The organism is Polaromonas eurypsychrophila (genome assembly GCF_014641715.1).
Taxonomy (GTDB): domain Bacteria; phylum Pseudomonadota; class Gammaproteobacteria; order Burkholderiales; family Burkholderiaceae_C; genus Polaromonas; species Polaromonas eurypsychrophila.
On record NZ_BMIG01000014.1, the window covers coordinates 58,368 to 71,398 of the forward strand.

A 13,031-nucleotide genomic window follows, 5' to 3' on the forward strand; every position below is an offset into this window, starting at 1 on the left:
AAATTGCTTAGCGGGACCGTGGCCTTGGCGTTCAAGGCCACGTCTTTGTGCTTATTTAAGGGGAGGTGCCTCGACGCGCAGGCCCCCGGTCTGTGCGGCGGCTGACCCAACCAGGATTGCTGTTGGAGCGGCAGGCAAGCGGGGCTGTATCAGCGTCAGTTCGGTGAATCCTGCGCTTGCTTGATTGTTGCCAGGCACGCGCCATGGTGGCGAGTCGCGTGGCTCCCGCAAGACTGGTGGGGTGGTGGCCGATTCTTGGGAGGTCTTGAAATCGCTATCTTGACCGCATTCAAACTCAAACAGATCAAACTGCGAAGGTGCCTCGTTGTAGCGCAGCGCGCGGCGATTGTTTGACTGACTTCATGATCACGCGTGCGTTGCCAGAATTCATGTGCGCCGTGGTCATAGTGCGCCGGCGGCAGTATGGCAATGTTTTCAATAGATTCTGAAGTCATGGTCAAAGTCAGTCATGCACTTGGACCGCTGGCTGGACGAAAACGGCCAGAATTAGCAGGAGCTGATGCCATGACCGTTTCAGGCCTTCAGTGCCCTCAGTACGTTCTCGGCCGTCGCTGGCGCATCCAGCCGGACTTCGCCGGGCCGCGCCGCGGCCACAGCCTCTTTCAGAGCCTCCAGCACACTGATGGCCAGCATGAAGGGTGGCTCGCCCACGGCTTTGCTCCCGAAGACATTGTCTTCACGGTTCGGCTCCGGCCAGAAATCAACCTTGAAATGTTCCGGGATGTCGCCGGTCGCGGGAATTTTGTAGGTGCTGGGCGCGTGTGTGCTTAGATAGCCCTTGTCGTTCCAGACCAACTGCTCTGTCGTCAGCCAGCCCATGCCCTGCACAAAGCCGCCTTCAATTTGTCCGATGTCGATGGCCGGGTTGATAGAGGTGCCGACGTCGTGCAGGATGTCCACCTTGAGCACGCGGCTCTCGCCGGTGAGGGTATCGATGGCAACTTCGGTGCAGGCGGCGCCGTAGGCAAAGTAATAAAAGGGCCGGCCAGTCAGGGTGGTTTTGTCATAGTGGATTTTTGGCGTGCGGTAAAAACCGTCGCTCCAGAGTTGGATGCGGTTGGCATAGGCCAGGCGCACCACTTCAGGAAAGGGTCGACTGCCTTTGGGCGAGCTGATTTTGCCGCCCGCGAAAGACACTGCGCCGGCACCGCAGTTGTCCAGGCCGGAGACAAACTGGGCCAGGTTGTCACGCACGTTGCGCGCGGCGTACTGCGCGGCGCGGGCGTTCAGGTCGGTTCCAGCAGAAGCGGCGGTGGCCGAAGCATTCGGTATCTTGCTGGTGTCGCTGGCGGTCGCCAGCACGTCTTCAAACGCCACGCCCAGCTCGTCAGCGACGATTTGCGCCACCTTGGTGTTCAGCCCCTGGCCCATCTCGGTGCCGCCGTGGTTGACCTGCACACTGCCGTCGGTGTAGACATGCACCAGCGCGCCGGCCTGGTTGAACAGGGTGGCGGTGAACGAGATGCCGAACTTGACTGGCGTGATCGCGATGCCGCGCTTGATCACCGGGCTGCCCGCGTTCCATGCCGAAATAGCCTCTCGCCGACGGCGATATTGAGAAGTTTGCTCCAGTTTTGATAGCAAGGGCGCGAGGATGTTGTCCTCGACCTTCATCTGGTAGTGCGTGACATTCCGGTCATCGATGCCGTAGAGGTTGTGCTTGCGCACATCGAGCGGGTCCAGACCCAGATGCCGCGCGATGTCGCCGAGGATGCTTTCAATAAGCACCACACCTTGCGGTCCGCCAAAGCCGCGAAAAGCCGTGTGGCTTTGGGTGTTGGTCTTGCAGCGGTAAGAAGCAATCTCCACGTCTTCGAGGAAGTAGGCGTTGTCGGTGTGAAAAATCGCGCGGTCGGCGACTGGCCCGCTGAGGTCGGCGCTGAAGCCGCAGTTGGCCAGCATGACCAGTTTGAGGCCGTGCAGGCGGCCGCTGTTATCGAAGCCAACGCTGTAGTCGTAGGCAAAGGGATGGCGCTTGCCGGTGACCATGAAGTCGTCGTCGCGGTCCAGTCGCAGCTTGACCGGACATTTGAGTTTGTTGGCGGCAATGGCCGCCCACACGGCCAGGTGGCCGGCCTGGGTTTCCTTGCCGCCAAAGCCGCCGCCCATGCGCCGGCATTCGACGCGCACCGCATGGTTGCTGATACCCAGCGCGTGCGAGACCCAGTGCTGCACCTCGCCCGGATGTTGCGTGCTTGAATAGACCAGCCACTGGTTTTGCTCCTGCGGCAGCACGTAAGCGACCTGGCCTTCGAGGTAGAAATGCTCCTGGCCGCCGACTTCGAGTTGACCGCTCAGCGTGTGCGGGGCCGACTTCAAGGCCTGCGCCGCGTCGCCGCGTTTGACGAACACTGGCGGCAGCACATAGTTTTCGGCCTTGAGCGCATCGCGCACCTGCAGGATGGCCGGCAGTTCGTCAATGTCGAGCAGCACCCGCCGCGCGGCACGCCGCGCTTGCATCACCGAGCCGGCGATCACCAAGCCGATGACCTGGCCGATGTGCTCGACAGTGCTTGAGGCAAACACCGGTTCGTCGTGCACAAAGGTGGCAAGCAGCGGGTCGCCCGGCACGTCGCCCGCCAGGATCACCTCGCGTACACCCGGCATGGCCAGCGCGGCGCGGGTATCCACACCGCGCAGCCTGCCGTGCGCCACGGTGGAGAGGATGGGCGCGGCGTGCAGGGTACCGCGGACTTCGGCAATGTCGTCCACATAGGTCGCGGCACCGGCCACTTGGGCGCGTGCGCTTTCGTGTTTGTGCGAACGTCCGGCCGCGCCGTGGGCAGGCGGCTGTGGCCCAGGAGGCGGCGTCACGGGTGGCACCGCAAGTTGTGGCCCGGACGGGTTGTCAGCGCGGCTGACCGGGCCTTCGTTATGGGCTTGTTCCCGGGCGTTCATGGCGCTTCCTGTTCCACGGATGTCATGGCGGACTTGATCCGCCATCCATCTCCGAACCGGGTATGCATGCATGGATGCCGGGTCGAGCCCGGCATGACAAGCTGGATAGTTGTCGGGACGCTCATGCGGCTTCCTCCAGCACAAAAGATTCCAGGTTGATCTGCTGCAGCCCCTGGCTCTCCAGCCAGAAGCGCTGCAGCAAATTGCCCAGCACCTCGCTGCGGTAGGCGCCGGAGGCGCGCATGTCGGAGATCGGTGAAAACTCGGCACGCAGGATGCTGATGGCCTGCTGCACGGTCTGCAGCGCCCAAGGCTGGCCGGTGAGGGCGGCCTCGGTTTGGAGGGCGCGTACCGGCGTGGCGGCGACACCGCCTGCGCCTATCGATGTCTTCACAACCTTGCCGTCTTCCACATGCAGATTCACGGCGAGGCAAACAGCAGAGATGTCGTCGTCGTAACGCTTGGAAATCTTGTAGACCTTGAGCATTTCCCCAAGCATCGGCTTCGGCACCTTGATCCAGGCTAGCACCTCATCGGCCGCCATGAGGTTTTTGCGGTAGCCGGTGTAGAGCTGCTCCAGCGGCATCTCGCGCGAAACTTGTTGTCCGGCGCGCACGCTCATCAGCACCACGCTGGCACCGAGCGCAATCAGCAGCGGCATCGAGTCGCCAATCGGCGAGCCGTTGGCCACGTTGCCGCCCAGGGTGCCGGCATTACGCACGGGCAGGCCTGCAAAACGTGCTGCAAAGGTTTGTAGTTGCGGCCGGTCGGCCACCAGTGCAGCAAAAGCTTCGCTGAGCGTCACGGCTGCGCCTATGGCGATGTGATGCGGGTAGTGCTCCACATGCCTGAGCTCTTGCACCTGTGTGATGTCCAGCACCTGGTCGAACTGCCTGTGCATCTTGGTGACCCACAGGCCTACGTCGGTGCAGCCAGCGACAAGCTGAGCCTCCGGGTGGGCGGCGCGCGCTTCCAGCAGCGCAGCCAGTGAACGCGGGGCTTGATAAGACAAATCGGTCTTCAGCCCATGACTGGTGGGCGCAAGCAGCTCCAGTTTTGATAGCAAACTGGCTTCGTCGAGCTTGACGGGAGGCAGTGAGGCCATCTGCTGCGCGGCGTCCAGAATCGGCCGGTAGCCTGTGCAGCGGCACAGGTTGCCCGACAGGTCCTGCTGCGCCAGTTCGCGCGTGATGGGGTTTGTCTTTGGGGCGAGCGCGCCGGCTCCCTTCAAGCCAGGGCCGCGGATCTGGCTCTGCCAGTCCGCAGGCGCAGCGGCCCCCTCGGGGGGTAGCGAACCACACGCAGTGGGGAGCGTGGGGGCTATGTAGTTCTGGTACATGCCGAACAAACTCATGACAAAACCGGGCGTGCAAAAGCCGCATTGGGAGCCGTGACACTGAACCATGGCCTCCTGAGCCGGGTGCAGGCTGCCGTCCGCGGCAACCAGATCCTCCACCGTCCACAGCGCCTGCCCGTCGAGCGAATGCGCCAGCTTGATGCAGCTATTGACAGCCCGGTAAGACATGCGCCCGCCCTCGGCCTGGCCCAACACCACCGTGCAGGCGCCGCAGTCCCCTTCGCCGCAACCTTCCTTGGTGCCGGTCAGTCCGAGGTCTTCGCGCAGCACCTCCAGCAACGTGCGGCTGGGTGGTACATTGGCGAGCGAGACCAGCTCGCCACCCCTGATAAATTGAATGATTTTGAGAGGCGATTGAATGTCCATGCACACTAGGGTAAGACTATTTGCCTTCAGCCGGTATACCGATCGTCATATCGGGCCAATGTGCAAAAAGGTATGAAAGATCAGGCCTTATTCGACAAGATAGACCTCCATCTCATAAGGGTCTTGAATATCGTGCTGACCGAACGCAGCGTTTCACGCGCCGCCATCCGCCTGGGAATGTACCAACCCGCCGTCAGCGCGGCGCTCAAGCGCTTGCGTGCGTTGGCCGGAGATCCGCTGCTGGTGCGTTCGGGCGCCGGCATGGTGCCCACCGACGCTGGTTTGCGCATGATCGAACCCTCGGCGAGCATTTTGCGTGCCGCCCAAGTGTTGTTCAGCGATGCGCGCGGGTTTGACCCCGCCACGGCCACCCACACTTTCAGCCTGGCTTGCAGCGACTACATGGACCCGCTGTTTCTGCCGCAACTGGTGGCCCAGATCAAACACCAGGCGCCACTGTGCCAGATAGACATCCACGCACTGTCCGGCGAGTCCGACTATCGCGCACGTTTGGCCCAAGGCGAGTTTGACCTGGTGGTGGGCAACTGGCCGGCGCCGCCTGACGACCTGCACATGGCGCGGCTGTTTGCTGACCAGGTGGTTTGCCTGGTCGCCAGCAAGCACCCGGTCATGCGCCGTGGCTGGGACAGTGCCACCTGGCTCGCCGCCGAACACATTGCGCCCACGCCCACCCACCCTGGGGCCAAGGGCGTGATCGATATGCACCTCGATGGGCTGGGCTTGCAGCGCAACATCACCGCGCGATGCCCGCATTTCGGCCTGATCCCGGCCATGGTGGCTTCCAGCCTGCTGGTGCTAACGACGGGCCGGCAGTATTGCGAGCGCTTCACCGACACGCTGGCGGTGAAGGTGTTGACCTGCCCGATCGCCTTTCCGCAAATGGTGTATTACCAGCTGTGGCATGAACGCACACACGCCTCGGCATCGGCCAAATGGTTGCGCGAACGGGTCAAGGCGGTGGCTGATTCGCTACGAAAACAATAGCTGTTTATGCCCACCAGACAAGGGCTAGAGCCTCAAAACACTTATAAAAATCAAGCACACGAGACAATGACCACTTCCCCCTCCCCAGCCGGGACAGACGCTGGCGCGGCACCGCGCCTTCAACTGACCGGCATCACCAAAGCTTATCCGGCGGTGGTTGCCAACAGCGAGGTCTCGCTGACGGTACAGCCCGGCGAGATTCACGCCGTGCTTGGCGAAAACGGCGCCGGTAAATCGACGCTGATGAAAATCATTTACGGCGCTGTCAAACCCGATGCCGGCACGGTGCGCATGGATGGCCAGAGCGTGGTGGTGCGCAACCCGCAGGAAGCGCGCGCACTCGGCATCGCCATGGTGTTCCAGCACTTCAGCCTGTTTGACACCCTGACTGTGGCTGAAAACGTCTGGCTGGGTCTGGACAAAAGCTTGAGCCTCGCGGAGGTGTCGCGGCGCATCGAGACCACCACGCGGGAGTATGGTCTGCAACTCGATCCGATGCGGCCGGTGCACACGCTGGGTGTCGGCGAGCGTCAGCGTGTGGAAATTGTCCGCTCGCTGCTGACCGATCCGCGGCTGCTGATCCTTGACGAACCGACCTCGGTGCTGACGCCCCAGGCAGTCGAAAACCTGTTTGTCACCTTGCGCCGGCTGGCAGCGCGTGGCTGCAGCATTTTGTACATCAGCCACAAGCTGCATGAGATCCGCGAACTGTGCACCGCCTGCACCGTGCTGCGTGGCGGCAAGGTCACCGGCGTTTGCGACCCGCGCCAGGAGTCCAATGCTTCACTGAGCCGGCTGATGATTGGCGCCGAGCCGCCGGCTCTGGCGCACAGAGAGGTGGTGCTGGGCGCGACCGTGCTCGACGTGCGCGATTTGAGCTTGAGCCGCGAAGACCAGTTTGGCGTGGACTTGCAGCAGATTGCACTGCAGGTACGGGCTGGTGAGGTGGTGGGTATCGCGGGTGTCTCGGGCAACGGGCAGAAAGAGCTGCTGTACGCGCTGTCCGGCGAAGACACGCGCGCGCCAGCAGCGGCCATCCAGGTCGCGGGGCAGGGCGCAGGCCGGCTCAACACGGCGCAGCGTCGCGCACTCGGCCTGCATTTTGTACCCGAAGAACGGCTGGGTCGCGGTGCGGTGCCGGCCCTGAGCCTGGCGCACAACCTGCTGCTCACGCGCAAGAACGCGGTCGGACGCGGTGGCTGGTTGCAACTACACACGCTGCGCGCGCAGGCGGCGGCCATCATCGAGCGTTTCAAGGTCAAGGCCAGCGGGCCGGGTGCGGCCGCGCAATCCTTGTCGGGCGGCAACTTGCAGAAGTTCATCGTCGGGCGCGAGGTCGCGGCGAATCCCGCACTGCTGATCGTCTCGCAGCCGACCTGGGGCGTGGACGTGGGAGCGGCGGCGCAGATTCGCGGCGAAATATTGAAGCTGGCGGGCAACGGCTGCGCCGTGCTGGTGGTCAGCGAGGAGCTGGAAGAACTGTTTGACATTTGCGACCGGTTGTACGTGATGGCCAAGGGCCAGATCTCTCCGCCGCTGCCGCGTGCCGAAGCCACGGTGGCGCTGGTGGGGCAGTGGATGAGCGGGCTGTGGAGCGAATCCGTTCGCACTGAAGGGAGCGCGCATGATCAAGCTTGAAGCCCGCCCGCAGCCCTCAAAACTCTGGAGTTTCGGCTCGCCGCTGCTGGCGCTGCTGATCACGGTGCTGGTAGGCGTGATCCTGTTCATGGCGCTCGGCAAAGACCCGGTGCGCGGCCTGCAGATATTCTTCTGGGAGCCGATCAAGTCGCCGTATGCGCTGGGCGAGCTGATGGTCAAGGCCACACCACTGCTGATCATTGCGCTGGGTCTGGCCGTGTGTTTTCGCTCCAACGTCTGGAACATAGGCGCCGAGGGCCAGTTTGTCATTGGCGCCGTGGCCGCCGGCGGCGTCGCGCTGCTGGCTGACAAGGCGACAGGCCCGTGGATTGTGCCGGCCATCATTGCAGCCGGTGTGCTGGGCGGCATGGCCTGGGCCGGCATCACCGCGCTCCTGCGCGACCGCTTCAATGCCAATGAAATCCTGGTCAGCCTGATGCTGGTCTATGTGGCCGACATGGTGCTGAGTTATCTGGTGTTCGGCCCGTGGAAGGACCCGCAGGGCTACAACTTTCCGCAGACCAAAACCTTTGAGACGGTCACGCAGATCCCGCGCCTGATGAGTGGTTCGCGTGTCAGCATCGGCGTGCTGATCGCCCTGGCTGGTGCAGCGGCCCTGTGGATTTTTCTGTTTCGCACCTACGCCGGGTTTGCCCAGCAGGTCGGTGGCCTGGCCCCCAGCGCCGCGCGGTATGCGGGCTTTTCATCGCGCAAGGCCCTGTGGGTCGCGCTCTTGAGTTCGGGTGGCGCGGCCGGACTGGCCGGTGCGCTGGAGGTGGCGGGGCCGATTGGCCAGCTCACGCCTTATGTGCCGGCCGGTTACGGTTTTGCCGCCATCATCGTGGCCTTTGTCGGTCGCCTGCATCCGGCGGGCATGGTGTTCTCGGCCATCCTGATGAGCATGTTTTACATCGGCGGGGAACTCGCGCAATCGCGGCTGGGCCTGCCCAAGTCGCTGACTGGTGTGTTTCAGGGCCTGCTGCTGTTCAGCCTGCTGGCCTGCGACACCCTGATCGCCTACAGGATCACTTTCCGCAAGGGAGCACGCTGATGGACGCCACTGCATTGCTGCTGGCCGCGACACTGAGCGCGGGCACCGTGCTGGCGATCGCCGCGCTGGGCCTGCTGATCAACGAAAAAGCCGGCATCGTTAACCTGGGTGCCGAAGGCATGATGCTGTGCGCCGCGATTGCCGGCTTCGCCGCCGTGGTGCACACCGGCAACAGCTGGCTCGGCTTTGCCGCCGGCATGGCCGCCGGTGCCTTGCTGGCCGCAGTCTTCGGTGTGCTGGTGATCTGGCTCAACACCAACCAGTATGCGACCGGGCTGGCGCTGAGCCTGTTCGGCGCGGGATTTTCTGCCTTTGTCGGCATCAGCTACGTCCAGGAAAAGCTGCCCGAGCAGGCGCGGCATGTGATTCCCTGGCTCGGTGACCTGCCTTTTATCGGACCGGCGCTGTTCCGCCAGCATCCCATGGTCTACATCGCCATGGCGCTGACGGTTGGCCTGATCTGGTTTTTGTACCGCACGCGCGCCGGCCTGGTGCTGCGTTCTGTCGGTGAAAGCCCGGAGTCGGCCCATGCGCTCGGGTACCCGGTGCGGCGCATCCGGCTGATGGCTGTGGTCGCCGGCGGAGCCCTGTGCGGCCTGGCTGGCGCCTATGTGTCCGTGGTGTACACGCCCTTGTGGGTAGAAGGCATGATCGCCGGCAAGGGCTGGATTGCGCTGGCACTGACCACCTTTGCCACCTGGCGCCCGGCACGGGTGTTGTTTGGTGCTTACCTGTTTGGCGGAGTGACCATGTTGCAGTTCCATTTGCAGGGCATGGGGGTGGATATGCCACCCCAGTTCCTGACGATGTTGCCCTACCTGGCCACCATCGTGGTGCTGGTGCTGATTTCGCGCAACCCGCGCTGGATCAGGCTGAACATGCCGACTTCAATTGGAAAACCTTTCTACCCCGGTTCATAATCGGGTTTTTTTAACCGTCGCTACAGGAGACGACATGACTGACTTGCAAAAACGTTCATTGCTCAAGCTGGCAGCACTTTCGGCAGTAGCTTCGGCTGCGCTGATCGGCTGCGGCAAAAAGGAAGAGCCCAAACCTGCGCCGGCACCCGCACCGGTGGCCGCTGCGCCGGTCCCGGCCAAGCCCGCACCTTTGAAAATTGCGTTTGCCTATGTCGGCCCTGTCGGTGACGGCGGCTGGACATTTGCGCATGACAACGGTCGCAAGGCGATTGAAAAAGAATTTGGCGACAAGGTCGTCACCAGTTTTGTCGAAAAAGTACCCGAGTCGGCTGATGCCGAACGTGTGATCCGCGACATGGCCGGCCAGGGCAACAAGCTGATTTTCGGCACCACCTTCGGCTACATGGAACCCATGCTCAAAGTGGCCCCCGACTTCAAGGATGTGAAGTTTGAACACGCCACCGGCTACAAAACCGCCGACAACATGCGCACCTATGACAGCCGCACTTACGAAGGCGCCTACATGGCGGGCGTTATTGCCGGCAAGATGAGCAAGACTGGCACGCTGGGCGTGGTGGGTTCCATCCCGATTCCCGAAGTGGTGCGCAACATCAACAGCTTCACGATGGGTGCCCAGTCGGTCAACCCCAAGATCAAGACCAAGGTGGTCTGGGTCAATGAGTGGTTCAGCCCGCCCAAGGAAACCGAAGCCGCCACCGCCCTGATCAATGGCGGTGCCGACGTGTTGTTCCAGAATACCGATTCGTCGGCTGTGCTGCAGGTCGCCGAGAAGATGAACAAGCGCGCCTTCGGCTGGGATTCCGACATGACCGCGTACGGCCCCAAGGCCCACCTCGGTTCGGCCATCATCAACTGGGCGCCGTATTACGTCAAAGCCACCCGCGATGCGCTGGAGGGCAAATGGACCACCGGCCAGGTCTGGTGGGGCGTGAAAGAAGGCGCGATCGACATGGTGTCGGTCGCCGCCGATGTGCCGGATGACACCAAAAAGCGTATTGAGGAGATCAAGGCTGGGCTGAAAGACGGATCGTTCTCGATCTGGAAGGGCCCGATCATGGGTCAGGACGGCAAGCCGATCAAGGACAAGGATGGCAACGAGTGGACCGGCTCTGACGCGCAGCTGGGCGGTCTCAACGTCTACGTCAAGGGCGTGGAAGGCAAAGTGCCGGGTGGCGAGAAAAAGTAAGCAGCCAGCAGCCAGACAGGGTCGCCCTTGGGCGGCCCTTTTTTCTTGAAAAACGCACACAAAACCAGCCATGCACGCCCTCCCACATACCATTGCTCCGGACAGATTGCCTGATTTGTTGCGGCTGATGCCCAAGGCTGAGCTGCATATCCATATTGAAGGTTCGCTGGAGCCCGAGCTGATTTTTGCGCTGGCCCAACGCAACGGCATCGTGCTGCCCTACGCCAGCGTGGACGAGCTGCGCAGCGCCTACGCCTTCACCAACCTGCAGAGTTTTCTGGATATTTATTACGCCGGCGCCAGCGTGTTGATCCAGGAGCAGGACTTTTACGACATGGCGCACGCTTACTTCGTGAAAGCTGCGGCCGACAACGTGGTCCATGCCGAGCTGTTTTTCGATCCACAGACCCATACGGCGCGCGGTGTGGCCATCGAAACCGTGATCAAGGGCCTGCACCGCGCCTGCGTGGATGCGCAGGCCGAACTTGGCGTCAGTGCTTCGCTGATTTTGTGTTTTCTGCGGCATCTCAGTGAAGAAAAGGCCTTCGAGACACTGGAGCAGGCGCTGCCGTACCGCGACAAGTTCATCGGTGTCGGCCTGGATTCCGGCGAGGTCGGCAACCCGCCCGAAAAGTTTGCGCGCGTGTTTGCGCGCTGCCGCGAGCTCGGTCTGCACCTGGTCGCGCATGCGGGGGAGGAGGGCCCGCCCGCCTACATTTGGACGGCGCTGGATGTTCTCAAGGTCGAACGCATCGACCACGGCGTACAGGCCATCAAGGACCCGGCATTGATGCAGCGGCTGGCGCAGGACCGCATTGCGCTGACGGTGTGTCCGCTGTCCAACCTCAAGCTCTGTGTGTTTCCGGACCTGGCGCAGCACAACCTGCGCCAGTTGCTGGATGCCGGGCTCGCCATCACCATCAACTCGGACGACCCGGCCTATTTCGGTGGCTACATGAACGACAATTTCACGCAGACCTTTGCGGCGGTCGGCATGGATGCCGAGCATGCCTATACGCTGGCGCGCAACAGCTTCGAGGCGAGTTTTATTGACAAGGCGACGCTAGGCCACTACATCGGTCGGCTTGACGCCTGCTTCGAGTCCTTCCGCTGAAAAACCGTTGGCGCCGACTCAGGGCTTGGCGTCTTTGTTGACCCAGGGGTCGCTGGAGCCGGTTTGCGGTTTGGACAACCCGATCACGGTCCTGACCGCTTCCATCAGCGCATCGGCCTCAAAAGGCTTGGTGATGTAGCCGTCGGCGCCCCCGGCCAGGCCCTTGATCACGGCTTCGCGCGTGGCTTTTCCGGTCAGCATGATGACGGGCACATTTTTCAGCGCCGGGTGCTGGCGCAAGCGCAGCAAAATGTCAAAACCGTCAGCGTCCGGCAGCACCACGTCGAGCAAAATCAGGTCGGGAACCGGCTGCTTGCGGAACTCGGCGATCACTTCCGCGCGGTTGCTTGCCAGGCGGACATGAAAACCCTCGAAGGCCAGATAGCTCTGGATGAATTTGGCCAGCATGGGTTCGTCATCCACCACAATCGCCGAGAGCACCTCGCCTGGAGCCAAAGTGCGTGTGGGACCGCGCTGGCGTGCGATGCTGACGTAGTAACCGGTTTTTTTGAGCGAAGCGGCCCCCGCATCGGCCTCGTTTTCGGCCTGGTTCAAGGCCATCCTGTTGAGCTGAGTCTGGAACTGCGCGGTAAAAGGGTCGACCTCTGCCGGTGCGAGCATGCCCCGGGTCAGCAGGCGCTGGCACGCCGAAGTGAACGCCTCATGTGAGACCGCCGGCATGCCCGCTTCGATTTGCGCGAGCGTCAAAACGCCGTCTATCCGCACCAGCAATTCAATCTCGTCGGGCGCCAGGGTGGTCGCGTTGCCGTGCAGTTCCTGACGGCCCGCAGGAGTCAGTGCGTAAATACTGCTGTTTTGCATTGTCTCGGCTCTCCTGGAGGATGGCTGGGTAGCTGACGTCTATCGTCGTTGAAGCGGAGGTGCATATCGGGGCTGTTACGACTTGCAACATCCGACTATGATAATCCGCATTCATCGCCAAACTTATGAAACGCCTGATTTTGCCCCTTGTCCTGATCTGCTTGAGTGCGACTGCCTCGGCCCAGTGGACGCCAGTGATTGTCGATGAAATGGTCATTACCTATATTGACCGCAATACCTTGCGGGGCCCCCGCGACAAAAGCGGCCTGGTCCGAATGTGGTGGCTGATGGACTACCAACTGGTGCAGATCGCCGATGAAAGAGGCTACTTCTCCCGGCTTCATCACAGCGAATTCGACTGCAAGGGCCAGCGTATGCGTTTGCTCTCGGTGGCGCTTTTGTCTGAGCACATGGGCCTTGGTGAGGTCGTTTTCGAAGACCCGGTGCCGCGCAAATGGACGCCGGTGCAGGACCAATCGTTTCAGGACGCGCTCCGGGATATTGCCTGTATTAACTATTAGCCCCCACGCTCGGCACTTCGTGTCCTAGCTGCCCCCCGAGGGGGCGCTGCGCCTGCGGACCGGCAGAGCCGGATCCGCGGCCCCTGCTTGAAAAGAGATGCCTTTCGGGGG

10 protein-coding genes are annotated in these 13,031 nt (G+C 62.2%); 7 read left to right on the forward strand and 3 right to left on the reverse strand.

Annotated elements, in window-relative coordinates; translation table 11 throughout:
- Window positions 1-534: 534 nt before the first annotated feature.
- Window positions 535-2,919, reverse strand: a complete 2,385-nt coding sequence (gene xdhB / locus IEX16_RS16335; RefSeq protein ID WP_188709554.1) for a xanthine dehydrogenase molybdopterin binding subunit — start codon at window positions 2,917-2,919, stop codon at window positions 535-537.
- A 121-nt stretch (window positions 2,920-3,040) separates the two neighbouring features.
- The gene (xdhA, locus tag IEX16_RS16340; protein ID WP_188709555.1) at window positions 3,041-4,642 is read right to left on the reverse strand and encodes a xanthine dehydrogenase small subunit; all 1,602 of its coding nucleotides are present in this window, start codon (window positions 4,640-4,642) and stop codon (window positions 3,041-3,043) included.
- Window positions 4,643-4,714: 72 nt separating this feature from the next.
- On the opposite strand from xdhA, the gene IEX16_RS16345 reads away from it, so the two are divergent.
- The 6 genes from IEX16_RS16345 to IEX16_RS16370 all read left to right on the forward strand — a co-directional run bounded on the left by IEX16_RS16345 (window position 4,715) and on the right by IEX16_RS16370 (window position 11,577).
- Complete coding sequence (locus IEX16_RS16345; protein ID WP_188709556.1) at window positions 4,715-5,647, forward strand: LysR family transcriptional regulator; 933 nt, start codon at window positions 4,715-4,717, stop codon at window positions 5,645-5,647.
- Window positions 5,648-5,713: 66 nt separating this feature from the next.
- Window positions 5,714-7,285 carry an ABC transporter ATP-binding protein gene (locus tag IEX16_RS16350; RefSeq protein WP_188709557.1) on the forward strand — a complete coding sequence of 524 codons (1,572 nt, stop codon included), beginning with the start codon at window positions 5,714-5,716 and terminating at the stop codon, window positions 7,283-7,285.
- Window positions 7,272-8,336: an ABC transporter permease gene (locus tag IEX16_RS16355; protein WP_188709558.1), complete on the forward strand. Its 1,065-nt coding sequence runs from the start codon at window positions 7,272-7,274 to the stop codon at window positions 8,334-8,336. Before IEX16_RS16350 ends, IEX16_RS16355 begins: the two co-directional genes overlap by 14 nt.
- Window positions 8,336-9,256, forward strand: coding sequence for an ABC transporter permease (locus IEX16_RS16360; RefSeq protein WP_188709559.1), 921 nt, complete (start codon window positions 8,336-8,338; stop codon window positions 9,254-9,256). Before IEX16_RS16355 ends, IEX16_RS16360 begins: the two co-directional genes overlap by 1 nt.
- A gap of 34 nt (window positions 9,257-9,290) precedes the next feature.
- Window positions 9,291-10,463, forward strand: coding sequence for a BMP family ABC transporter substrate-binding protein (locus IEX16_RS16365; RefSeq protein ID WP_188709560.1), 1,173 nt, complete (start codon window positions 9,291-9,293; stop codon window positions 10,461-10,463).
- A 70-nt stretch (window positions 10,464-10,533) separates the two neighbouring features.
- On the forward strand, window positions 10,534-11,577 hold the full coding sequence (locus IEX16_RS16370; protein WP_188709561.1) for an adenosine deaminase: 1,044 nt from the start codon (window positions 10,534-10,536) through the stop codon (window positions 11,575-11,577).
- A gap of 18 nt (window positions 11,578-11,595) precedes the next feature.
- On the opposite strand, the gene IEX16_RS16375 is transcribed toward IEX16_RS16370, so the two are convergent.
- Window positions 11,596-12,399: a response regulator transcription factor gene (locus IEX16_RS16375; protein WP_188709562.1), complete on the reverse strand. Its 804-nt coding sequence runs from the start codon at window positions 12,397-12,399 to the stop codon at window positions 11,596-11,598.
- A gap of 125 nt (window positions 12,400-12,524) precedes the next feature.
- Between IEX16_RS16375 and IEX16_RS16380 the strand changes: the two genes are divergently transcribed.
- Window positions 12,525-12,920, forward strand: coding sequence for a surface-adhesin E family protein (locus tag IEX16_RS16380; protein WP_188709563.1), 396 nt, complete (start codon window positions 12,525-12,527; stop codon window positions 12,918-12,920).
- The last annotated feature ends 111 nt before the right edge of the window (window positions 12,921-13,031 follow it).